The sequence below is a fragment of the Nocardioides secundeburneus genome (assembly GCF_039939255.1).
GTDB lineage: Bacteria > Actinomycetota > Actinomycetes > Propionibacteriales > Nocardioidaceae > Nocardioides.
The window spans coordinates 880543-902273 of record NZ_JBDUUE010000001.1 but is presented as its reverse complement, the minus strand read 5'-3'; the positions used below and the strand labels follow the sequence as shown (position 1 = coordinate 902273).

Here is a 21731-nt window from a genome sequence, read left to right as displayed (position 1 = left end):
TGGGCCGGGGTGTTCTGCGGGGTGGTCTCGTTGTCGGGCGCGGCGAGCGGCCCGTCACCGACCGTGATGTTGACCAGGCCCGTGGTGGGCGTGCCGTTGGTGTCCTCGACCTGGTAGGTGACCGGGGTTGCCGAGGTCGTTGTCGGTGACCGGGATCGTGACCGGCGTGTTGATCGGCGTGTTGGCGCCGTCGCCGACGGCGACCGGGGTGACCGCGGTGATGGCCACCGTGATGGTGGAACCCGTCGGGTTGCCGGCCTGGTCGACGACCGTGTAGCTGACCGGCGTCGTGGTGCCGTTGAACTGTGGGGCGGGGTCGAAGGTGACGACGCCGGTGGCCGGGTCGACCGTGTAGCTGCCCTGGCCGGGCACGGTGATGGTGCGCCCGTTGTTGGTGACCGTGGCGCCGGCGGGCTGGCCTGCCGTGGGGAAGAGGACCGCGGCGGGGTCGAAGGCCCCGACCCCGTTGTCGGCGAGCCGGCCGGGCGTGTCGTTGACGAGGATCGGCAGGTCGACGTCGACGTTCTGCGCCGTCGTCTCGCTGTCCGGCGCGGCCGTGGGGCCGGGCCGGATGGTGACGACGAGGTCGGCCGTGTCGGTCTGGCCGTTGGTGTCGGTGATGCGGTACTCGACCGGGGCGGTGGTGCCGGTGTAGCCCGGGTTCGGCGTGAAGATCACGGTGCCGTCGGTCTGGACCTGCCAGGTGCCCTCGGCGGTGACGAGGGTCTTCCCCCCGTTGGTCGCGGACGGCGAGGTGAACACCGTCAGCGACTGGTTGATCGGGCCTCCCGGCCCGGCGGTGTCGTCGGTGCCGGCGGGCAGGGTGGCGCTGGAGTTGAACTGGGCGGAGGCGGCGTCGTCGTTGGCGACCGGGTTGCTCGGCGTGACCGTGATGGTGATCGTCGAGCCGGTCGCGTTGCCTGCCTGGTCGTTGACGGCGTAGGCGATCGGGCTGGCCACCCCGGTGAAGGTCGGGAGCGGGTCGAAGGTGACCTGGCCCGAGCTCGCGATGGTGTAGGTGCCCTGGCCCGGCACGGTGACCTGCTTGCCGCCGGGGGCGACGACCGCACCGGCCGGCTGGCCGGTGGCCGGGAAGGTGACCGAGGCGGTGTCGAAGGTGCCCCCGCCGCCACCGGCGGTGAGGCCCGGGGTGTCGTTGATCAGCGGGTTCAGCGTGACGTCGGTGTCCTGCGGCGTGGTGGCGGTGTCGGGCAGGGCCGTGGGCCCCTGCCGCACCGTGACCGTGAGGGTGGCCGTGGCGGTCAGGCCGTTCTGGTCCGTGATGCGGTACTGGACTGGGGGCGTGGTGCCGACGTAGCCCGGCGCCGGGGTGAACAGCGCGGTGCCGTCGGCCTGGATGGCCCAGGTGCCCTGCGGCGTCGTCAGGTTCTTGCCGCCGTTGGTCGCCCCCGCCGCGGTGAAGACGGTGGCACCGGGCACGACCGGGCTGGAGCCGGCGGTGTCGTTGGCCGTGGCCGGCAGCGTGACCGCGGTGTCGAACGGCGTGGTGTCGCTGTCGTTGGTCGCGGTCGGCGGGACGACGGCGTAGGTCGAGGTGGCCGTGGACGGCGTCGAGGTCGCCGGCGGCAGGCCGGAACCGGCCGGCGGTGTGCCCGTGGCGGTGGCGGTGTTGGTGATGCCGACGCCGGCGTTCACGTCGGCCTGGGTCACGGTGTAGGTCGCCGTGCAGGTCGTCGTCGCCCCGACCGGCAGGGTGCCCCCGGCGGCGATCGGCGTGCAGGTGATCGGACCCAGACCGGCGCGCGAGTCGTTGACCTGCACGTTGGAGAGCGCGACGTTGCCGGTGTTGGCGACGGCGAAGGTGTAGGTGAGCGTCTGTCCGACCGCGGTGAAGGTCGTCGGGGAGACGGACTTGACCAGCGAGAGGCTCGGGCGCAGGGCGGTGTTGGTGAAGACGCACGTCACCGCGGTGCCGCCGGCCGACGGCGCGGTGAAGGTGCCGGTCGATCCGGTGCCGGAGGCGACCACGGCGCCGGTCTGGGTGGAGCACGCCCAGGTGGTGGCGTAGTTGTTCAGGTCGGTCCCGCTGCCGGCGGCCGGCGCCTGCGTGACGGAGTACTGGCTGTTGCCGGTGATGATCGCCGGGCCGGTGACCTCGGACGGCTCGTCCTGGAGACCGGTGTCGGCGCCGGTGGTGGTGCCGCTCGGGAACGGGACGGAGGCGTTGTCGCTGGCTGGCCGCACCGCCGAGACGGTGAACTGGTCGGTGGCGTTGACCCGGCCGTTGGGCAGGTTCTCCTTGACCGTGAGGCTGCTCGGCGCGGCAGCACAGGAGGCGAGGTCGGTCGCGTTGACGTTCGCCGGCATCGTGTAGCTCGTGCCGGTGAGCTGACCGCTGATCGGGTTGACCTGACGCACGATGGAGGGCTGCGCGGTACCGGTGGTCACGGCACCGAGGCTGATGTAGAGGAAGTTGTCGCTCCCGAACGCGATGCCGTTGACGGCCGCACCACCACCCGGCGTGCCCGTGGTGATGACCGAGGCCGCCGCCGTCGTCGGGCTGGGGCCGCCGAGGGAGTACAGGGCATAGGCGGTCGTCGAGGACGACACGAAGTACAGGTTGCCGGAGGGGTCGAAGGCGATGTCGCCGTTGCCACCGGGGGCGTTGGGCGCGGTGATGATGGCGGCCTCGGTGGCGCTCGCCGTGTTGGTCTGCGGATTGTAGGCGAACAGGTGGAGCTGGTTGCCGCTGAAGCCACCGAAGTAGAACAGGCCGTTGGCGGGGTTGACGGCTCCGGCGATGCCGTAGGTGGCGATGCCGGGGAAGCTCAGCGTCTGCCGGGTCTCGGGTCCGGGGCTGTAGTTGACGATGCTGTTCGTCGAGCGGTCGGTGTTGACGACCCGCGCGCCCTCGAAGGCGACGCCAACCTGGTTGGGGTTGCCGGTGGCCCCGGTGGTCGGCTGGTAGAGCGACGTCGTGCCGGCTGCTCCGGTGGAGGTGTTGAGCGACAGCACGGTGCCCGGCGACGTCGAGCTGGTGAGGTAGATCGTGCCGACACACGACAGGTTCGGCGCGGCGGCTGCCGGTGACGACGTGGCCACCACGGCGGCGACGGAGCCGGCGGCGACGAGTGCGCCCGAGACGACGAGACGGGTCAGACGAGACCAGCGTTGACGCGCGAATCCCCCATGGATTTTCCGCAGTCCCCCCTCTGGGCCTGCGTGAGCAGGAGGAACATTAGGGCATATCGAGCGTCGCGCGCACCAGTGGACAAATCGACATCTGCGCAGGTCAGAGGCACTGTCGGGCTCCTTAACCACTCTTGCTCAGGGGTATGCGCGCCGACGATGTGAGATTGGTCTAGACAGACCTCCGGGTTCACACAATCCGCTGAGCGCACGCGGCGGGTCGTCGTACCGTCGTGGGACGACGCCCACCCCCGGGGGCGTCAGGAGGGAAGAACGCGGTGGCCGCGATGTCGACCGCGGTCGGTGCGAACCTGGTCGCGCACGGACTGCACTACGCCATGGTGCTGGCGGGCCTGTGGGGCCTCGCCGCGCTGCTGCTGCCGCACACCCTCGACCGGGTCGTCCGCACCTCCCGGCTCCCGGACGACGAGCACGCGCGCCGGGTCTCCGCGCTCCGGGACGCCGTCGCCTCCGGCTCGCCGGGCATCCCGGTCGTCGCCCCGGCGATCCCGCCGTGCCCCACCGACCCCTCGGTCAGGACGACGCCCGGCGTCCCGCTCGCCCTGGTCGCGACCGCGGCCGCCGCCGGCATCCACGCCGCGGTCGCGCCGGCGCACCTCGCCGAGAGCCCCGTGACCGGCGCGTTCTTCCTCGCCGTCGCCGCGGGCCAGCTCGCCTGGGCACTCGCCGCCGCGGGCCACCCGACCCGGGTCCTCCTGCACGCCGGCATCGCGCTCCAGCTCGCGCTCGTGGCCCTGTGGGCCGTCACCCGGACCGTCGGGCTGCCGTTCGGGCTGCTGCCCGAGCCGCACCCCGTCGGCGGGTGGGACCTCGCGTGCGTCGCCTGGCAGCTCGTCGCGGTGGCCGGCTGTGCCCAGGCCTGCGCCGTGGGCGTCCCGGAGCGGTGCCCGGGCTGGTTCTCGTGGCATCCGCTGGCGCGCGCCGCGGTGGGCGCGGCGGCGTCGTCCCTGGTCCTCCTCACGATCACGGGAGCCCACTCATGAGCACCCCACGACGTTCCCCGACTCCTCCGCTCCGCTCCCCCGCCGGACAACGTCGAGGGGACCCCGCATGAGCACCCCACGACGTTCTCCGACTCCTCCGCTTCGCTCTCCCGCCGGACAACGTCGAGGGGACCCCGCATGACGTGGCAGATCGGCATGGCCGCCAACGCCGTGATCGCGGTGGCCTACCTGCTCATCTCGGGGGCGATCGTCATCCCCCTGGCGCGGAGCGGCCAGCTGCGCACGAACCCCCTCGGCGCGGCCACCGCGGCCATCTTCTTCACCTGTGCGGTGCACCACGGCACGCACGCGGTGCACATGCTCCTGCCCTCGTTCGTCGACGGCGACGAGCGCGGGCTGGCGATGCGCGCCGCCTGGGGCTGGCCACTCACCACGTGGGACATCGTGGGTGCCGGCGTCGCCGTCCACTACTGGAGCCTGCGCCGCAGCTACAGCTCGCTGATGGACGGCGCGCAGCTGTTCGAGGACCTCCGCAAGCGCGAGCAGCAGGCCCTCGAGCTCAACGACTCGGTGCTCCAGGGCCTCGTCGTGTCGAAGATGGCGCTCGACCTCGGCGACGTCGACAAGGCTCGTGCCGCGCTCGACGCCTCGATCGAGTCGGCGAGCCGTATCATCACGAACCTGCTGGGCAGCGAGCACTTCAGCATCAAGCTGCTCCGCAGTGCTCCGGCGTCCATCGACCCGGTCGACACCGACCGGGCCGAGAAGGTCACCGGGCAGGCCGGACCCCACGCCGACCCCGAGGAGAACCAGCAGTGAGCGCCCTGGCGACCCCCCGACCCCAGCGCGTCGTGATCATCGACGACACCGCCGACCTGCGCGACCTGCTCCGCATCGCGCTCACCCGCGGCGGCTTCGACGTCGTGGGCGAGGCCGGCGACGGCAGCAGCGGCATCGAGGTGGTCCGCCACCACCGCCCCGACGTCGTGCTGCTCGACCTCGCCATGCCGGTCATGGACGGCATCGAGGCGCTGCCCTCGATCCGCCGCCTGTGCCCGGCGGCCAAGATCGTCGTGCTCTCCGGGTTCGGCGCGCAGCAGATGTCGGCCCGGGCGGTCGCGGCGGGGGCCGACGGCTACGTGCAGAAGGGCGCCCCGCTCACCACGATCCTCGACTACGTCCGCGGCGTCACGTCGACGCCGGGCGAGCGCAAGCCATTGCGGAGCCTCGCCGTGGTGCCGGTCGCCGACCCGGTCGCCGATCCACCGGCCACGCCCGCCCGGCCGGTCGAGCCGGCCGCCGAGCCGCCCGCTCAGGCGCCTGCCGCGCAGACCGCCGGGGCCGAGACCGCCGAGCGCGACGCCGCCCGCGCCTCGACCCGAGAGGCGCTCGACCTGGCGCCGTACGGCGTGCTCGAGCTGGCCGACGAGCCGCTCTTCCGCATCGTGCACGCCAACCCGGTCGCCGTCCGCCTGCTCGGCATCGACCGCACCGGCACGCCGCTGGCGGTCGCGGCCCCCGACCTGGCCGCCCTCGTCTCCTTCCACCGCCTCGACACCGACGCCTCGTTCGAGACCGAGCTCGAGGGCGGGCGCGTCAAGGCGACGCTGCGCCGCACGGGCTGGTCGGTGCTGGTCTACCTCGACTCCACCGGTGAGGACGTCGGCCGCCTGCGCCGCGCGATCGCGACCACCGCCCACGAGGTCCGCGGCCCGGTCGCGGTGCTGTGCGGCATCGCCGAGACCCTGGCCTGGGACGGCGACACCATGGCCTACGACCAGACCCGGCGGCTGATGGACTCCGTCGCCCGCCAGGCCCGCATCCTCGACCGGATCACCGCCGACCTGCTCACGGCCGCGCAGATCCAACGGGGCACCCTCCGCATCGACCACCAGGTCGTCGACCTGCGCCCGGTCATCCTCGGCGTGGTCGAGGGCCGCGGCGACGTCGAGGTCGTCATCGACGACCCCCGCCCCGTGCGGGCCGACCCGCTGCGGCTCGAGCAGATGCTGACCAACCTGCTCAGCAACGCCCACAAGTACGGCGCGGCGCCGTTCCGGGTGCACGTGCGCCCCGAGGGCGCCCACGTCGCGATCGACGTGGTCGACCACGGCCCCGGCGTGCCGTCGGAGTTCCGCGAGCACCTGTTCCGCGAGTTCGCGCGCGCCCACGGCGCGGTCGCGACCGGCACCGGCCTCGGGCTCTACGTCGTGCGCACGCTGGCCCGGGCCCAGAACGGCGACGTCGTCCACACGCCCGGCCCCGACGGCGGCTCGGTGTTCTCCATCACCCTCCTGGCCACCTGACGGTCGCCGCTGATCGCGGCCGTGGCGGCCCCGGCCGATAAGGTCCGCACATGCTCGACCGTGCGGCTCGCCTCGTCGCGCCGACCGTCGGGTGGGCGGTCGTCGTCGTGGTGTCCTTGGCCACGACGGCCGGGCTCGTGCACCGTTACCTCACGCCCCACGACGCGCCCTACCTGCTGCTGACCCGTGACGTCGGCGACCACCCGGTGCGCGCGGCGCTCTTCCTGGTCCTGTCGCTGGCGGCCTACGCGATCCTGTTCACCGGGGCCCGGCGGCTGGTCGCGGCCTGGCACGACGGGTCGCCGTCCGGGGCCGCGACCGGCGCGTGGGTGCGGGTCGAGCGTCTGACGGCGTGGGCCTACGCCCACTGGTGGCGCATCTCGCTGGTGCTCGCCCTCGTGTGGCTGCCGTGGTACGTCAGCTCGTTCCCCGGCCAGCCGAGCCCCGACCCGACCAACATGATCACCGAGTTCGTCTCGACGCGCGCCGACTTCGCCGGGGCACCCCCGCTCGCCGACGCCGACTGGACCTCGCCGGCCATCGACTACCCGACGTCGAGCTACCTGATGACCGACGGCGACAGCCTGTGGTCGAACCACCACCCGTTCTTCCTGATGCTCGGCTACGGCGGGGTCGGCGCGGCGAGCATCGCCGTCTTCGACAGCCTGGTCCCGGGCCTGGTGCTGCTGTCGGCGGCGTCGGCCGGGCTCACCCTGGTCGCGTTCGGGCGGGCCCTCGCCGTCCTCGGCGCACTGGTGCCGGCCTGGCGGCACCGCGCGCTGGCACTGCTCGTGCTCGCCCTCACCCCGCTGATCCCGTTGTGGAGCATGGCGCAGCACAAGAACCAGCTGTTCTGCGCCGCGTTCGTGTGGTGGCTCGCCCTGCTGGCCCGGCTCCTGCACCGCCCGGACGACGCCCGCCCCGGCCGGCGGTGGTACGTCGAGACGTTCGCCGTCTCGCTGCTCATGGCCACGACCGTGCAGTTCGGCTGGATCCTGCTCGTCGCCCAGGCGCTGGCGCTGCTGTGGCTCCGGCGCGAACGGGTTCCGGCGCTGGTCGCGCTCGCGGTGCCGGCGGTGATCGTGCACGGCAGCATCGCGGCACTGCAGGCCGGTGGGGTGCTCATCCCCTCCGACCCGGTCGAGACCAAGGGCGTGCAGCTGCAGGTGCTGGGCCTGATGCTCAACGAGCACCCGGACCTGCTGACCGACGAGCTGAGCGACGAGCAGCTCGACCAGCTCGACCGGCTCTTCGACCTCGACGCGTTCGTCGCCAGCTTCGACCCGTCGTCGTCCGACCCGCTGAAGTCGACCGGACCGCTCGACCGCAAGAGCGCCAGCTTCCGCTACGAGACGGTGCAGCCCGACGACTGGGAGCCGTTCGACGGCATCGTCGCCGACGTCGTGGCGCAGCACCCGGGCACCGCGCTCGACGCGTTGTTCCTCAAGTCCTACCGCTACCTCGACCCGTTCGACGTCGGCACCGACTGGTACCCGCCGTGGTCGCCGGCCTACGAGCGCTCGGTGGAGGGCCACCCGGTGGCCCCGATGCCCGTGAACGAGCGGTTCCGGGGCGAGACCCGGGCGGCCGCGAACCAGTGCTACGGCAGCTCGTGGTGTCGCCCCGTCGTCTCCCACGGCGTCAAGACCGTGGTCGTGGTGCTGCTGCTGGCCGCGGCGGTCGCCGTCCGGCGGCGGTTCGCGTGGTTGTGGGCGCTGCCGTTCGCGCTCCAGCTGGCGATCGCCGGGGTGTCGCCGCTGAGCGCGGGTGGCCGCTACGTGCTCGCCTTCACCTACGGGTTGGCGGTCGTGCTGCTGCTGCTCGCCGTCCCGGACCCGAAGCGGGCGAAGACGTAGCGGTAGCCGAGGAAGTTCGACACCATCCCGACGCCCATCGCGACCACCTTCGCCGCGGGCGCCGCGAGGTCGTGCGGCACCTCGGGCGCGACGGCGCCGGCCAGCTGCAGGACGCCGAGGATGACGAGCGACTGCAGCACCAGGCCCGAGAACAGCGTGACGGCCACGAAGCCGGCGTAGGCCCGGGCGCCGGCGTCGTCGGCCCCGAAGACCCACGAGCGGTTGACGAAGAAGCTGATCGTCATGACGACCACGGTGGAGACGACGTTCGCCACCACCGGCCGCGCGTCGAGGCCGACGGCGAGCGCGGTGAAGAGCGCGAGGTCGAGACCGGTGTTGGCCAGGCCGACCACGACGTAGCGGACGGCGCTGCGGTCGAGGGTGACCACGCCTACCGCTGCGACGGGAAGGCCGGGAACTGCAGGTAGAACAGGCGGCGCTGCTCGCGCGTGCTGCGCAGCACGCTGCTCATGATCATGCCGACGCCGACCAGAAGCACGCCGAGCAGCACGAGCGACGAGGCCAGGATCGCCGTCGGGAAACGGGGCACCAGACCGGTGTCGGCGTAGTCGACGACGACCGGCAGGCCGAGGGCGAGACCGAGCAGGCTGCTGAGCAGGCCGAGCCCGCCGAGCACCAGGAACGGCCGCTCGTGCAGCATCAGGTGGGCGAGCAGGCCGAGGATCTTGAACCCGTCGCGGAACGTGCGCAGCTTCGACTCCGAGCCCTCCGGCCGGTCCTTGAACCCGACCGGCACCTCGGCCTGCGGCACCCGCAGGTTGGCGGCGTGGATGGTGAGCTCGGTCTCGATCTCGAACTCGTAGGAGTTGGCCGGGAACGACTTGATGAACCGGCGCGAGAACGCGCGATAGCCGGAGAGCATGTCACTCACCTGCTCGCCGAACAGCGCGGTGGTGAGCTTGTTGAAGACCTTGTTGCCGGTGGCGTGCCCGGGCCGGTAGCTGCCGTCGGCGTTGGTGTCCTCCCGGACGCCGAGCACGTGGTCGAGCGGGCCGCTGACGAGCGCCTCGATGAGCCGCGGCGCGGCCGAGGCGTCGTAGGTGTCGTCGCCGTCGATCATGAGGTAGACGTCGGCCTCGATGTCGGCGAACGCGCGCCGGACGACGTTGCCCTTGCCCTTGCGCCGCTCGGTGCGCACGATCGCGCCGGCCTCGGCCGCGACCTGGCTGGTCTTGTCGGTCGAGTTGTTGTCGTAGACGTAGACCTCGGCGTGCGGGACGGCGTCCTTGAGGTCGCGCACCACGGTGGCGACGGTGAGCTCCTCGTTGTGGCACGGGACGATCACCGCCACGCGGTAGTCCTCGATGGTCATCTGCCGTTCCTCCGTACGCCTGCTGGGGACCCGTCACTGTAACGACGGCGCGGCGCGGCCCCCGATTCGCCGGCGCGGTGACCTCGGTCGCGCGGGTCGCGTGGTCGTCCCCGCGCGATCGCTCGACCAGGACCGCCGATCCGGCCGACGAGGGCTCAGCGCCCGCGCCGCCAGACGACCACGGACTGCTCGGGGTCGGGACGACGCAGGGCCGGCAGACGCGACGGCGGCGCGTCGACGACGCGGGCGGTCGCGGCGAGGCGCAGGGCCTCGCGAGTGGCGTCGAGCTCGGCCTGCAGCTCCTGGTTGCGCGCGGCGAGTGCGGACACCCGGTGCTCGAGCTCGAGGATGCGGCGCACGCCCTCGATGCCGATGCCGGCCGAGGTGAGCTCGGCGATGTCGCGCAGCTGCTCGATGTCGCGGGCGGAGTAGCGGCGTCCGCCACCGCCGGTGCGCCCGGGCGTGATCAGCCCCATGCGCTCGTAGGTGCGCAGCGTCTGCGGGTGCAGCCCCGTCAGCTGGGCGGCGACGCTGATGACGTAGATCGGAGCGTCGGGCGCCGGAGTCGACATCTCATGACCTCCCTCAGCCCTGCGCGTCCTCGAACAGCCCGGCCCGCAGCGGCTTGCCGGCGGTGGCGGCCCGGTAGGCCTCGACCGCCTCGCGCGCGGCCTGGTCGAGGACGGCGGGCACCTGCACCTGCACGGTGGCCAACAGGTCGCCCTTGGTGCCGTCGGACTTCGTGGCTCCGCGACCCCGAACCCGGAACGTGCGGCCGTTGGGCGTGCCCGCGGGGATGCGCAGCGTGACCGGCGTCCCGCCGAGCGTGGGCACCTTGATCTCGGCGCCCAGGGCGGCCTCGTCGAACGACACCGGGACGTCGAGCGTGAGGTTGTCGCCGCTGCGGGCGAAGACGCGGTGCGGGGCGACGGTGACCGCGACGTAGAGGTCGCCGGCGGGCCCGCCGTTCTCCCCCGCCGCACCCTTGCCGCGCAGCCGGATGCGCTGGCCGTCGCGCACCCCGGCCGGGATGCGGGCCTGGATCGTGCGCGACGACGTGCCGCGGCCGCTGCCGTGGCAGGTGGGGCACAACTCGTCGTACACGAGCTGTCGGCCGCCGCAGGCAGGGCAGGTCTCGTTCATGGAGAACGCGCCGCCCACGCTGGAGACGACGTAGCCGGCGCCGTCGCACTCGCGGCAGATGTGCGGCTTCGTGCCCGGCTTGCCACCGGTGCCCGAGCAGGTCGGGCACGCGGCGTCGGAGGCGAGCCGCAGCGAGATCGTGACGCCCTCGAGCGCGTCGAGGAACGAGATGGTCGCCGACGTCTCGACGTCGTGGCCCTTGGTCGCGCGCCGTGCCTGCTGGGTGCGACGCCCGGCGCCACCCCCGCCACCGCCGCCGAACAGGTCACCGAACATGTCGCCGAACCCGCCGGAGCGAGCACGGTCGCCGAGGAGGTCGTCGACGCTGAACCCGCCGCCACCCCCGCCGCCGAAGCCGCCACGGAAGCCGCCGCCGGAGCCGTAGAGCTGGCGCATCTCGTCGTACTTGGCGCGCTTCTCGGCGTCGCCCACGACGTCGTAGGCCTCCGCCACCGCCTTGAACCGGTCGTGCTTGGCGGTGTCGCCGGGGTTGGAGTCGGGATGGTTCTCCCGCGCCAGCTTGCGGTACGCCTTCTTGATGTCGGCGACGCTCGCGTCCTTGCCCACCCCGAGCACGGCGTAGAAATCCTTCTGCGCCCACTCGGGGCGGAAGCCGTCGTCAGCCATCCCTCCTCCTCTCCCTGGTCGTGATGCTGATCAGCCGTCGGCCGGGTCTACCACGAGCACCTGCGCCGCGCGCACGACCCGGTCGCCGATCTTGTAGCCGGCCTTGGCGATGACCTTGCAGGTGGTGACGGTGACGTCGGGGTCCTGGCCGATGTGGCTCAGGGCCTCGTGCACCGTCGGGTCGAAGGCGTCGCCGACCTCGCCGAACTTGGCGAGACCGGCCGCCGCGACGACCCGCTCGAGCTGCTCGGCGACGGACTTGAAGCCGCCCTCGACCTCGCCGTGCTCGCGGGCCCGGTCGATGTTGTCGAGCACGTCGACGATCGGCGCGAGCACCTTGAACCCGGCGTTCTGGACGACGAGCTCGCGGTCGCGCTCGACTCGGCGCTTGTAGTTGACGAACTCGGCCTGCAGGCGCTGCAGGTCGTTGCGCAGCTCGTCGCGCTCACGCTCGGCGACGACGAGCCGGTCACCCGGCGACTCGGGCACCTCGTCGGCGGCCGCCGGGGGGTCGAGGGGCGCCTCGACCTCGGTCTCGTTGGCCATCTCGCCGTCGGCCGGCCCGGGGGCCGCGGCCGCCGCCTCCGCGGCGGCCGCAGCCTCGTCCTCGAGCGACCCCGGCTGCACGTCCCCGGTGGGCTGCTGGTCGGGGTGCTGGCTCACTTGTCGTCGCCCGACTTCTCGTCGTCGACGACCTCGGCGTCGACCACGTCGGCGTCGACGATGTCGTCGTCGGCCTCACCGGTGGCGCCGGTGGAGCCACCGGCCGCAGCCTGGTCGGCCTCGGCGGCGGCGTACATCGCCGCGCCCATCTTCTGGCTCGACTCGTTGAGCTTCGTCACGCCCGCGGTGATGGTCTCGGACGACGCCTCGGCGTCGTCGAGGGTGGCCTTGAGGGCGTCGACGTCGGTCTGCACCTCGGTGCGGACGTCCTCCGGGATCTTCTCGGCGTTGTCGGCGAGGAACTTCTCGGTCGTGTAGACGAGCTGGTCGGCCTGGTTGCGGGCCTCGACGGCCTCGCGACGCTTGGCGTCCTCCTCGGCGTACTTCTCGGCGTCCTTGACCATGCGGTCGATCTCGTCCTTCGACAGCGCGGAGCCGCCGGAGATCGTCATCGACTGCTCCTTGCCGGAGCCCTGGTCCTTCGCGGTGACGTGCACGATGCCGTTGGCGTCGATGTCGAAGGTGACCTCGATCTTCGGAACGCCGCGCGGGGCCGGCGGCAGGCCGGTGAGCTCGAAGTTACCGAGCGGCTGGTTCTGCGACCACATCTGGCGCTCGCCCTGGGCGACCTTGATCTCGACCGAGGGCTGGTTGTCGTCGGCGGTCGTGAACGTCTCGGACCGCTTGGTCGGGATGGTGGTGTTGCGCTCGATGAGGTTGGTCATCACGCCGCCCTTGGTCTCGATGCCCAGGGAGAGCGGGGTGACGTCGAGGAGCAGGACGTCCTTGACCTCGCCCTTGAGCACGCCGGCCTGCAGCGCGGCACCGAGGGCGACGACCTCGTCGGGGTTGACACCCTTGTTGGGCTCCTTGCCGCCGAGGAGGCCCTTGACGGCGTCGGTCACGGCCGGCATGCGGGTGGAGCCGCCGACGAGCACGACGTGGTCGATGGCCGAGACGCTGACGCCGCCGTCCTTGAGGACGTCCTCAAAGGGCTTCTTGGTGCGGTCGAGCAGGTCGGAGGTCATCTTCTGGAACTCGCTGCGGGTCAGCTTCTCCTCGAAGTGGAGCGGGCCGGACTCGCCGTGGGTGATGTAGGGCAGGTGGATCGTGGTCTCGCTGGACGACGACAGCTCGATCTTGGCCTTCTCGGCCGACTCCTGCAGGCGCTGCTTGGCGATCTTGTCGGCCGCGAGGTCGACGCCGTTGGCGTCCTTGAACTTCTTGACCATCCACTCGACGATGCGGTTGTCCCAGTCGTCGCCACCGAGGTGGTTGTCACCCGAGGTGGCCTTGACCTCGATGGTGGAGAATCCCTCGTCGTCCTTGCCGACCTCGAGGAGGGACACGTCGAAGGTGCCGCCACCGAGGTCGAAGACGAGGATGGTCTGGTCGGTGCCCTCGCCCTTGTCGAGGCCGTAGGCGAGCGCGGCCGCGGTGGGCTCGTTGACGATGCGGCTGACGTTGAGGCCCGCGATCTCGCCGGCCTCCTTGGTCGCCTGGCGCTGGGCGTCGGAGAAGTAGGCGGGCACGGTGATGACCGCGTCGGTCACCGTCTCGCCGAGGTAGGCCTCGGCGTCGCGCTTGAGCTTCTGCAGGACGAACGCGCTGATCTGCTGGGGCGTGAAGGACTTGTCGTCGATGTCGACCTTCCAGCTCTCGCCCATGTGGCGCTTGACCGAGCGGATGGTGCGGTCGACGTTGGTGACGGCCTGGCGCTTGGCGACCTCGCCGACCAGCACCTCGCCGGACTTGGCGAACGCGACCACCGACGGGGTGGTGCGGGCGCCCTCGGCGTTGGCGATGACGGTGGGCTCGCCGCCCTCCAGGACGGCGACGACGCTGTTGGTCGTGCCGAGGTCGATGCCGACAGCTCGTGCCATGGTGGTGTTCCTCCGTTGCTGTGATGTTCGGGGTGTCAGACAAGTTGAGTCCGAATGGCTCAAGTCTGACACAGGGCACAACCGCGGACCGCCGGGGGTTGTTCCCGCTCAGGCGGAGTGATCGACGAAGGTGCCGAGGAGCCGCCCGAGAGCGTCGTCGGGCGAGGTGTAGGTGCGCCGCGAGCCGTCGGTCAGCAGCACCCGCACCCGGGTCGTGTCGTCGCCGGGCTCGACCACGACCTCGACGATGTCGGACGCCGCCACGAGCTCGCCGCCCTCGAGCCAGCCGTGCAGCTCGGCCGCCGACGACGCCCGCCGCCACCGCGGCGCACCCGGTCGCATCCGGACGACGTGGCCGGCCGCCGCCTCGCGACGCCGCTCCTCGGCGTCCTGCTGCAGCTGCGTCGCGTTGCGCATCGACGCGGCGGTGCCCTGCCACGCGTTGCGCACGAGCGCGGCGACGACCACCAGCGCCCCGATCGCGGTCAGCCACGTCGGCCCGCCGAGCGCGCTCGAGAGCAGCGTCAGGACGCCGGCGAGCACCGCGACCCCGGTGGTGCGCAGCACGTTGCGGCTGTTGCGGCGCACGTCGGACATCGCCCGGGCGAAGCCGGGCAGCTCGACCCACCCGTCGTCGAAGACCGACAGCCGGCGCCAGGCGCCCGACGACGTCTCCGCCGACACCCAGCCCACTCGCGCCACGGGCCCGACGCTACCCACCTGGCTACGCTCGCGCCGTGACGACCCCGGCCCTCCCGACCAGCACCGGGAGCACCTACCTCGACTTCTTCCGCGGCCTCGTCGGCGACCCGGGCGGCCGCACGCCGGAGCAGCTGCTGCGCGACATCGGCCGGCGCCTCGAGGGCTTCTTCCAGGAGTACAAGTTCGGCATCGACGAGGTGCTCACCAAGATCACGATCCTGCGCGAGGAGTTCGAGGGCACGCACACCTACGGCCCGATCGAGCACGTCAAGACACGCCTCAAGACCGTCGACAGCCTCGTCGACAAGATGGGCCGCTACGGCGTGCCGGCCGACCTCGCCGCCGTCCGCGACACCATCCGCGACATCGCCGGCATCCGGGTCACCTGCGCGTTCGTCGACGACACCTACCGCTTCGCCGAGATGCTCACCCGGCAACCGGACCTGACCGTGCTCGCCACGAAGGACTACATCCGCACGCCCAAGCCCAACGGCTACCAGAGCCTGCACCTGATCGTCTCGGTGCCGGTCTTCCTGTCCGACCGCACGGTCGACGTGCCGGTCGAGCTGCAGATCCGCACGATCGCCATGGACTTCTGGGCCTCGGTCGAGCACCAGATCTACTACAAGTACGAGGGCACCGTGCCCGACCACCTGAGCGAGACCCTGCGCGCCGTCGCGACCACCGCGAGCGACCTCGACGAGCAGATGGGCCGGCTGCGCGCCGAGGTGCAGTCGCTCGACTCGCCCGGGGCCTGACCCCTCGGTCGCGGCCGGCCCTCCACCGGCACGACGAGCGCCATCGCGCGGAGAGTGCCATCCACCGACCGATCTGCTGGTATCACGAGCGCGATCGCGCGGAGAGTGCCACCAACCGACCGATCTGCTGGCACTACGAGCGCGATTGCGCGGAGAGTGCCACCGGCCGGGTCGTCCGCCGGGCAGGTCTAGACGCTCGTGCCCCGTGCCGCGCGGACGACCTCGCCTACCAGGGCCGCCGTGGCCGGCACCGCGTCGGCGCCGAGGCGGAAGGCCAGGCCGACGTGGCGTCGTCCGAGCGAGGCGAGCGGGACGACGCGCACCTCCGGGTGGCGGTAGGCGGCGAGGGCCGAGGCGGGCAGCACCGTGACGCCGAGGCCCCGGGCGACCAGGTTCTGCACCACCACGTAGTCGTCGGTCGTGTGGCGGATGGTGGGCGTGAAGCCGGCCGCGGCGCAGCAGTCGACCAGGTGCGTGCGGCAGCGGACGCAGCCGCCGATCCAGCTCTCGTCGGCGAGCGCGGCGAGGCCGCGTCGTCCCGGACCGCGGCGGCCGGGCGGGAGCACGAGGTGCACCGGCTCGACCCGCAGCCGGCGCCAGGTCAACGGGCCGAGACCCGCGGGCGGACCGTCGTAGCCGAACGCGACGGCGAGGTCGGCGTCGCCGGACGAGACCGCGGCCAACGCCTCCGGCGGCTCGGCCTCCTCGAGCAGGACCTCGACGTCGGGGTGGTCGCCGGCCAGCGCGGCCAGGGCCTCCGGGACGACGGTCGCGGCCGCCGACGGGAACGCCACGAGCCGCACGCGCCCGGCCCGCAGCTCGGTGAGCGCCGCCGCCTCCTCCGACGCCGCGTGCAGCTCGGCCGCGACCACGTCGGCGCGACGCAGCAGGGCCTCCCCCGCCTCGGTGGGGGTGACGCCGGCGGGGCCTCGCAGCAGCAGCGGCCCACCGGCCTCACGCTCGAGGCGGGCGAGCTGCTGGCTCACCGCCGGCTGGGTCCAGCCGAGCTCGCGGGCCGCGGCGCTGATCGAGCCGGCCCGCGCGACGTCGCGCAGGATGAGGAGCCGTCGGGCGTCGAGAGCCATAGGTCCAGGTTATGCCTCGTCCTAGGAGATGACGGATTCCTTTGACCCTCGCCGACCGGCACCATGAACGGCATGAAGACCATCGGCCTCGTCGGCGGCATGTCCTGGCACTCGACCGCGACCTACTACCGCATCGTCAACGAGCGCGTCGCCCAGCACCTGGGCGGCCACGCCTCGGCGAAGGTGTCGCTGCAGTCGCTCGACTTCGCCGAGGTGCGCGACTGCCAGGTGCGCGGCGACTGGGCCGGCTCGGCCGCCCTCCTCGCCGACGCGACCCACCGCTGCGTCGCCGGCGGCGCCGACGTCGTCGCGCTCTGCACCAACCTGATGCACAAGAACTTCGCCGCGCTCGAGGCCGCCGCCGCCGAGCAGGGCGTGCCCGCCGTCCACATCGCCGACGCCGTCGCCGCGGTGGCCCGCGCCAACGGGTGGACGACGCTCGGCCTGCTCGGCGCCCGCTGGGTCATGGAGGAGACGTTCTACGCCGAGCGCCTCGCCGCCCACGGCATCTCCGTGGTCGTGCCCGACGCCGCGGGTCGCGACCTGGTCGACCGGGTCGTCTTCGACGAGATCACCCAGGGTGTCTTCCGCGACGAGTCGCGCGCCGGCTACGTCGACGTGATGCGTGACCTCGCCGCGCGGGGGGCCGACGCCGTCGTGCTCGCCTGCACCGAGATCGGCCTGCTCGTCACCGCCGACCAGGCGCCGCTGCCGGTCGTCGACTCGGCGGTCGCCCACGCCGAGCTGCTCGCCGACCTGGCCCTCGAGCGCGAGACCGTCGCCGCCTCCTGACCCGGCATCCGTGGCGGCCGGTCTTGACCGGGTGACGGATGCTGGGCGCATGCGCTGGCTCGTGACGGTTCCGGTGGTGGCCGCCCTGCTCGCCGGCTGCACCGACGACGACACCACGACCGAGCCCGAGCGCACCTCCACGGCCACGACCACGGCACCGCAGACCACCCCACCTCCGGGCACGCCGACCGGCGGGCCCGCGGCACCCGCACCGACGCCGCCGGCGCGGGTGGCGCCGTCCGACCTCCGCCGCGCGACGGCGGTCGCCGCCGTCGAGCACCTGGCCGGCACGATCGGGCCGCGTCCGGGCGAGAGCGACGCCTTCTTCCGGGCCGCCCGGTGGGCCCAGGGCGAGCTGACGTCGTACGGCTGGACCGTCTCGCGCCAGCGGTTCCCGTCGCCGCCGGGCGACTCGTGGGGTGTCGCGGTGCCCGGTGGCCCGTCGGTCAACCTCGTCGCCACGCAGGGCCGCCTCGAGCCCGACGACGAGTGGCTGCTGGTCGGCGCCCACCTCGACACCGTGCCGCAGGCGCCCGGCGCCGAGGACAACGCGTCGGGCGTCGGCGTCGTGCTCGCCCTCGCCGAGGCCCTCCAGGACCGCCGGGCCCGGCTGCCGGTCGTGCTCGTGCTCTTCGGCTCCGAGGAGCCACGCGGCCCGGGCGAGGCCCACCACTACGGGTCCAAGGCGTTCGTCGCCGACCTCACCCCGGCCCAGCGTCGCGGGCTGCGCGGCATGGTCTCGCTCGACCGGGTCGGCGTCGGCTCCGTGGTGCCGGTGCAGACCGTCGGCGAGCCCAACCGGGTGAGCGGTGAGCTCGTCGCCGCTGCGCGACGGGTCGGCGTCCCGGTCGAGGAGCAACCCGGCGAGACCTCGAGCGACCACGAGTCGTTCGCCGACGAGGGCCTGCCCGCGGCCCGGCTCGGCAGCACGCCCTACGCGGGCTACCACTCCGCCGACGACGTCGCCTCCGTCATCGAGCGCGACCAGCTCGCCCGGGTCGGTCGGATCGTGCTGGCCTGGCTGCGATGAGGCGGCGGGCGCTGACGCTGCTGGCGCTCGCCGCCGTCACCGCGTGCGCAGCCGAGGCGCCCGCTCCCGACGACCCCTCGACGTCGACGAGCACGCCGTCCGCGACCCCGGCGACCCCGGCTCCCACCACGTCCGCACCGCCGCCCTCCGCACCGCGGCCCCGACCGTTCACGCTCGCGGTGGCGGGCGACGTCCACTTCGAGGGGCCGCTGCGCGCGCGGCTCGACGACCCGGCCACCGCCCTCGCCCCCGCGACCCGTGCCCTGGCCGCGGCCGACGTCGCCATGGTCAACCTCGAGACGTCGGTGGGCACCGGTGGCGCGCCCGAGCCGGGCAAGCGCTTCCTGTTCGAGGCCCCGGCGTCGGCGTTCGCGGCGCTCGGCGCGGCGGGGGTCGACGTCGTCACGATGGCCAACAACCACGTCCTCGACTTCGGCCGTGGTCGGCTGCGGTCGACCTTCGCGGCGATCTCGGCCGGGCCGGTCGACGTCGTCGGCATCGGGCGCGACGCCGACGAGGCGTTCGCCCCCGCGGTGCTCGACGTCGACGGCACCAGCGTCGCGGTGCTCGGCGCCACGACCGCCGGCGCCGACCCGACGGCCGACCCCACCGGCCAGTGGGCCGCCACCGACGACCGGCCCGGCACGGCCGACGCGCTCGACCCGGCCCGGCTGCTGGCCGCCGTCCGCGACGCCGACCGCGGAGCCGACGTCGTCGTCGCCTACCTGCACTGGGGCGTGCAGGGCGAGCGCTGCCCCGACGACCGGCAGCGCTCGTTGGCCCGACGCCTGGTCGAGGCGGGCGCCGACGTCGTGGTCGGCAGCCACACCCACGGCTTGCAGGGCGACGGGCGGCTGGGGCCGGGCTACGTGGCCTACGGGCTGGGCAACTACGCCTGGTACACCGGGTCCGACACCGCCGTGCTGACCCTGACGGTGCGCCCGCCCGCGACGCCGTCCGGCCGGGCGCGGGTCACGCGGGCGGCGTGGGAGCCGGCGCGCACCGGGCCCGACGGGCTGCCCACGGCGGTCCCGCGGGCCGGGTTCGACGCCGAGATCGCGTCGCTACGGTCCTGCGCCGGCTTCTGAGAAGTCGATCGCGCGCCACGCCTCGAGCAGGCGCGCACCACGGTGGTGGTCGTGCTGGGCGACCCAGGCGATCCGTCCGCGCAGGTGCTCGCCGAAGGCCGGGTGGCCGTCGCGGTTCTGGCTCGCGGCGCCGTGGCGACGGCAGTTGTGCAGCACCGCGCGGAGCACGTCGACCTCGGCGCGGGCCACGCGCGGTCGCTCGTTGACGACGAGACCGCCGAGCACCTGTCGGCCGGCGCGCGGCATCACCCCGGTCTTGCGCGGGTTGAGCCGGAACCCCTCGTCGCGGACGACGTCGTCGATCGCGTCGAGCAGGCGCGAGGTGCCGGTGCCCCAGCCGCGGTCGCCCGAGAACGTGAGGTCGTCGGCGTAGCGGGTGTAGCGCCCGCCCCACGAGCGGGCCAGGGCGGTGAGCCGGACGTCGAGCCGGAACGCGGCCAGGTTGGCCAGCGCGGGCGACGTCGGGGCGCCCTGCGGCAGGTGCGGGGCGGCGAGGCGTCGTCCGAGTCTCCAGTGCGCCTCGAGCAGCGCGTCGTCGGCCGGACGCGGCACGGCGGCCCACGCCGAGCGTGGCAGCACGGTGGTGGTGAGCCCGGCCAGCAGGTGCGCGACCGGCTCGGGGTAGCCGGCCGTGCGGAACACCCCGTAGACCCGCCCGACGCTCACGCTGGCGAAGAACGACTCGAGGTCGAGCCGGACGACGACCGGCCGGCCGGCGTGCGGGGCGGCGTAGGAGCGCACCGACCCGCCGGGCCGGAACCCGCGCGCGGCGTCGTGCGGCGGGATCGCGCCGACGACCTCGTCGAGCAGCCGGCGCTGCATCGTGCGCAGCTCGAGCTTCGGCGCCTCCAGCACCCGGATCGCACCGCTCGCCGCGACCCGGTGGCTCACCCGGTAGTGCTGCAGCCTGATCTCGCTCGTGGCGCGGGCGAGCCGACGTGGGTCGGCGAACCACCCGAGCTCGGACCACGTCAGGCCGAGGAACCGGCCGAGGTCGCCGGCGTCGTCCAGCGGCGGGAGGTGCCACCGGTTGCCGAGCATCCGCGCCGGGGCGACCGGTTGCGCCAGGGGGACGACGCCGTGGGCCTTCTCGGCCGCCGGCAGCTGCTGCAGCACCCGGGCGAGCTCGCGCGGGCGGTCGTGCGGTGGTCGTGGGTAGAGCTCGAGCGCCTGCGTCGCGAGGCGCCCGAGCCACCGTGGGCGTCGTCCGACGACCGTGGCGCCGCTCGCCACCAGGCCGGGGCGGGTCCAGTCGCCACTGAGGAAGGCGGCAGCGAGAGCACGGGCCAGCACCTCGCTCATGGTCTCGTGCGGTCGGGGTGCGGCAGCGACGCTCGACCTGTCCCGTCGTGCGCGCGTGGACCTGCCGCGGAGCGCAGCCTGACGCGCGCGGTGCGGTGCCCGGACGTACCGGTGGCCCCCGGGGTTGCCCCGGGGAGGTGGGTCGACGACACGCGCCGACCGACCGTCTCGAGGAGTCGCTGCCGCACGCGCCGACCGTACCTGCAGCGGCTGACGACTCGGCTGACAACTCGTCGACGACCAGGCGCGTCACACAGGCATGCGCACCACCAAGACCCTTGCCCTGCTGGCCGTCGTCACGATCGGCCTCGTCGCGCTCACCGTGCCCACGGCGTCGTCCGGGTCGTCGTCGCGTGCCGTCGCGGCCCTCCACGCCGTCCGTCAACCGACCCACCGACTGACCCACCCGCCGACCCACCGGGCGGCACCGCGGTCGTGCCGCGCCGGACGCGTCGCGCTGACGTTCGACGACGGCCCGTCGCCGACGGTGACGCCGCGGCTCGTGGCCCTGCTGGCCCGGCTCGACGTGCCGGCGACGTTCTTCATGGTCGGCAACCGGGTCGCGGCCTACCCCGACGTGGCCCGGCAGGTCGCCGACGCCGGCTTCACGATCGGCAACCACACCTGGGACCACGCCGACCTCACCTCCCTCGGCGACCACGCGGTCAAGCGCGAGATCCGTCGGACACGTCGTGCACTCGAATCCGCGGGCGTGACGCCGTCGCGCTTCGTGCGGCCGCCGTACGGCGCTGCGGACACCCGCGTGCGTGACCTCATCCGCGGCATGGGGCTCACGCCGGCGTTCTGGACGGTCGACTCGCGCGACTGGGACGGGCTGTCGAAGCGCGACATCCGGCGGACGACGGTCGCCCAGGTGCGTGACCGCGGACGCCGCGGCAGCGTCGTCCTGCACCACGACGGCGTCGCCAACTCCCCCGCCACGCTCGCGGCGCTGCCGCGCGAGGTCCATCGCCTGCAGCGCGACGGGTACTGCTTCGTCGACCTCGCCGACGCGCCGTCCGGCACCTGGTAGGCCGCTGCCAGGGTG

Annotated in this window: 19 protein-coding genes; 9 read left to right on the top strand and 10 right to left on the bottom strand. The window is 73.3% G+C overall.

What is annotated here, in order from left to right; translation table 11 throughout:
• Positions 1 to 54: 54 nt before the first annotated feature.
• Entirely contained in the window at positions 55 to 3066 is a 3012-nt protein-coding gene (locus ABFT23_RS04110; RefSeq protein WP_347892790.1) for a beta strand repeat-containing protein, read from the bottom strand.
• A gap of 362 nt (positions 3067 to 3428) precedes the next feature.
• On the opposite strand from ABFT23_RS04110, the gene ABFT23_RS04105 reads away from it, so the two are divergent.
• From ABFT23_RS04105 to ABFT23_RS04090, 4 genes are all read left to right on the top strand, one after another.
• A complete protein-coding gene (locus tag ABFT23_RS04105; RefSeq protein WP_347892789.1) occupies positions 3429 to 4154 on the top strand; it encodes a hypothetical protein in 726 nt (241 codons plus the stop codon).
• Between the two features lie 138 nt (positions 4155 to 4292).
• Positions 4293 to 4934 (top strand): hypothetical protein, encoded by a 642-nt coding sequence (locus ABFT23_RS04100; RefSeq protein WP_347892788.1) that lies wholly within the window; start codon positions 4293 to 4295, stop codon positions 4932 to 4934.
• Complete coding sequence (locus ABFT23_RS04095) at positions 4931 to 6421, top strand: hybrid sensor histidine kinase/response regulator (RefSeq protein WP_347892786.1); 1491 nt, start codon at positions 4931 to 4933, stop codon at positions 6419 to 6421. The genes ABFT23_RS04100 and ABFT23_RS04095 overlap by 4 nt, the downstream gene beginning before the upstream one ends.
• Before the next feature lie 50 nt (positions 6422 to 6471).
• Entirely contained in the window at positions 6472 to 8277 is a 1806-nt protein-coding gene (locus ABFT23_RS04090; protein ID WP_347892785.1) for a DUF6020 family protein, read from the top strand.
• On the opposite strand, the gene ABFT23_RS04085 is transcribed toward ABFT23_RS04090, so the two are convergent.
• The 7 genes from ABFT23_RS04085 to ABFT23_RS04055 all read right to left on the bottom strand — a co-directional run bounded on the left by ABFT23_RS04085 (position 8214) and on the right by ABFT23_RS04055 (position 14628).
• Positions 8214 to 8666, bottom strand: coding sequence for a GtrA family protein (locus ABFT23_RS04085; protein ID WP_347892783.1), 453 nt, complete (start codon positions 8664 to 8666; stop codon positions 8214 to 8216). The two genes, ABFT23_RS04090 and ABFT23_RS04085, sit on opposite strands and share 64 nt — an antisense overlap.
• 2 nt (positions 8667 to 8668) lie before the next feature.
• Positions 8669 to 9610: a glycosyltransferase gene (locus ABFT23_RS04080; RefSeq protein WP_347892781.1), complete on the bottom strand. Its 942-nt coding sequence runs from the start codon at positions 9608 to 9610 to the stop codon at positions 8669 to 8671.
• A 155-nt stretch (positions 9611 to 9765) separates the two neighbouring features.
• Positions 9766 to 10182 carry a heat shock protein transcriptional repressor HspR gene (locus ABFT23_RS04075; RefSeq protein WP_347892779.1) on the bottom strand — a complete coding sequence of 139 codons (417 nt, stop codon included), beginning with the start codon at positions 10180 to 10182 and terminating at the stop codon, positions 9766 to 9768.
• A 13-nt stretch (positions 10183 to 10195) separates the two neighbouring features.
• Positions 10196 to 11380, bottom strand: coding sequence for a molecular chaperone DnaJ (gene dnaJ / locus ABFT23_RS04070; protein WP_347892778.1), 1185 nt, complete (start codon positions 11378 to 11380; stop codon positions 10196 to 10198).
• A 30-nt stretch (positions 11381 to 11410) separates the two neighbouring features.
• On the bottom strand, positions 11411 to 12043 hold the full coding sequence (gene grpE, locus ABFT23_RS04065) for a nucleotide exchange factor GrpE (RefSeq protein WP_347892777.1): 633 nt from the start codon (positions 12041 to 12043) through the stop codon (positions 11411 to 11413).
• Positions 12040 to 13926 carry a molecular chaperone DnaK gene (gene dnaK / locus ABFT23_RS04060; RefSeq protein ID WP_347892775.1) on the bottom strand — a complete coding sequence of 629 codons (1887 nt, stop codon included), beginning with the start codon at positions 13924 to 13926 and terminating at the stop codon, positions 12040 to 12042. The genes grpE and dnaK overlap by 4 nt, the downstream gene beginning before the upstream one ends.
• 108 nt (positions 13927 to 14034) lie before the next feature.
• Positions 14035 to 14628: a hypothetical protein gene (locus tag ABFT23_RS04055; protein WP_347892773.1), complete on the bottom strand. Its 594-nt coding sequence runs from the start codon at positions 14626 to 14628 to the stop codon at positions 14035 to 14037.
• A gap of 35 nt (positions 14629 to 14663) precedes the next feature.
• Between ABFT23_RS04055 and ABFT23_RS04050 the strand changes: the two genes are divergently transcribed.
• Positions 14664 to 15386, top strand: a complete 723-nt coding sequence (locus ABFT23_RS04050; RefSeq protein WP_347892771.1) for a GTP pyrophosphokinase — start codon at positions 14664 to 14666, stop codon at positions 15384 to 15386.
• A gap of 188 nt (positions 15387 to 15574) precedes the next feature.
• On the opposite strand, the gene ABFT23_RS04045 is transcribed toward ABFT23_RS04050, so the two are convergent.
• On the bottom strand, positions 15575 to 16471 hold the full coding sequence (locus tag ABFT23_RS04045) for a LysR family transcriptional regulator (RefSeq protein ID WP_347892770.1): 897 nt from the start codon (positions 16469 to 16471) through the stop codon (positions 15575 to 15577).
• A gap of 72 nt (positions 16472 to 16543) precedes the next feature.
• Here ABFT23_RS04045 and ABFT23_RS04040 point away from each other — a divergent pair, with 72 nt between their 5' ends.
• Genes ABFT23_RS04040 through ABFT23_RS04030 form a run of 3 tightly spaced genes read left to right on the top strand, consistent with a single transcriptional unit; the run spans position 16544 to position 19381 of the window.
• Positions 16544 to 17263, top strand: coding sequence for an aspartate/glutamate racemase family protein (locus ABFT23_RS04040; RefSeq protein ID WP_347892768.1), 720 nt, complete (start codon positions 16544 to 16546; stop codon positions 17261 to 17263).
• 49 nt (positions 17264 to 17312) lie between these two features.
• Positions 17313 to 18293 (top strand): M28 family metallopeptidase, encoded by a 981-nt coding sequence (locus tag ABFT23_RS04035; protein ID WP_347892767.1) that lies wholly within the window; start codon positions 17313 to 17315, stop codon positions 18291 to 18293.
• On the top strand, positions 18290 to 19381 hold the full coding sequence (locus ABFT23_RS04030; protein ID WP_347892766.1) for a CapA family protein: 1092 nt from the start codon (positions 18290 to 18292) through the stop codon (positions 19379 to 19381). The genes ABFT23_RS04035 and ABFT23_RS04030 overlap by 4 nt, the downstream gene beginning before the upstream one ends.
• On the opposite strand, the gene ABFT23_RS04025 is transcribed toward ABFT23_RS04030, so the two are convergent.
• The gene (locus ABFT23_RS04025) at positions 19358 to 20683 is read right to left on the bottom strand and encodes a reverse transcriptase family protein (RefSeq protein ID WP_347892765.1); all 1326 of its coding nucleotides are present in this window, start codon (positions 20681 to 20683) and stop codon (positions 19358 to 19360) included. The two genes, ABFT23_RS04030 and ABFT23_RS04025, sit on opposite strands and share 24 nt — an antisense overlap.
• A gap of 259 nt (positions 20684 to 20942) precedes the next feature.
• Between ABFT23_RS04025 and ABFT23_RS04020 the strand changes: the two genes are divergently transcribed.
• A complete protein-coding gene (locus ABFT23_RS04020) occupies positions 20943 to 21716 on the top strand; it encodes a polysaccharide deacetylase family protein (RefSeq protein ID WP_347892764.1) in 774 nt (257 codons plus the stop codon).
• Positions 21717 to 21731 lie beyond the last annotated feature (15 nt).

Bases quoted from the DNA above. Each gene is read 5' to 3' on its own strand.
- ABFT23_RS04100 (WP_347892788.1), top strand. From the start codon at position 4,293: ATGACGTGGCAGATCGGCATGGCCGCCAACGCCGTGATCGCGGTGGCC.
- ABFT23_RS04090 (WP_347892785.1), top strand. From the start codon at position 6,472: ATGCTCGACCGTGCGGCTCGCCTCGTCGCGCCGACCGTCGGGTGGGCG.
- ABFT23_RS04080 (WP_347892781.1), bottom strand. From the start codon at position 9,610: ATGACCATCGAGGACTACCGCGTGGCGGTGATCGTCCCGTGCCACAAC.
- ABFT23_RS04075 (WP_347892779.1), bottom strand. From the start codon at position 10,182: ATGTCGACTCCGGCGCCCGACGCTCCGATCTACGTCATCAGCGTCGCC.
- dnaJ (WP_347892778.1), bottom strand. From the start codon at position 11,380: ATGGCTGACGACGGCTTCCGCCCCGAGTGGGCGCAGAAGGATTTCTAC.
- dnaK (WP_347892775.1), bottom strand. From the start codon at position 13,926: ATGGCACGAGCTGTCGGCATCGACCTCGGCACGACCAACAGCGTCGTC.
- ABFT23_RS04045 (WP_347892770.1), bottom strand. From the start codon at position 16,471: ATGGCTCTCGACGCCCGACGGCTCCTCATCCTGCGCGACGTCGCGCGG.
- ABFT23_RS04040 (WP_347892768.1), top strand. From the start codon at position 16,544: ATGAAGACCATCGGCCTCGTCGGCGGCATGTCCTGGCACTCGACCGCG.
- ABFT23_RS04035 (WP_347892767.1), top strand. From the start codon at position 17,313: ATGCGCTGGCTCGTGACGGTTCCGGTGGTGGCCGCCCTGCTCGCCGGC.
- ABFT23_RS04030 (WP_347892766.1), top strand. From the start codon at position 18,290: ATGAGGCGGCGGGCGCTGACGCTGCTGGCGCTCGCCGCCGTCACCGCG.
- ABFT23_RS04025 (WP_347892765.1), bottom strand. From the start codon at position 20,683: ATGAGCGAGGTGCTGGCCCGTGCTCTCGCTGCCGCCTTCCTCAGTGGC.
- ABFT23_RS04020 (WP_347892764.1), top strand. From the start codon at position 20,943: ATGCGCACCACCAAGACCCTTGCCCTGCTGGCCGTCGTCACGATCGGC.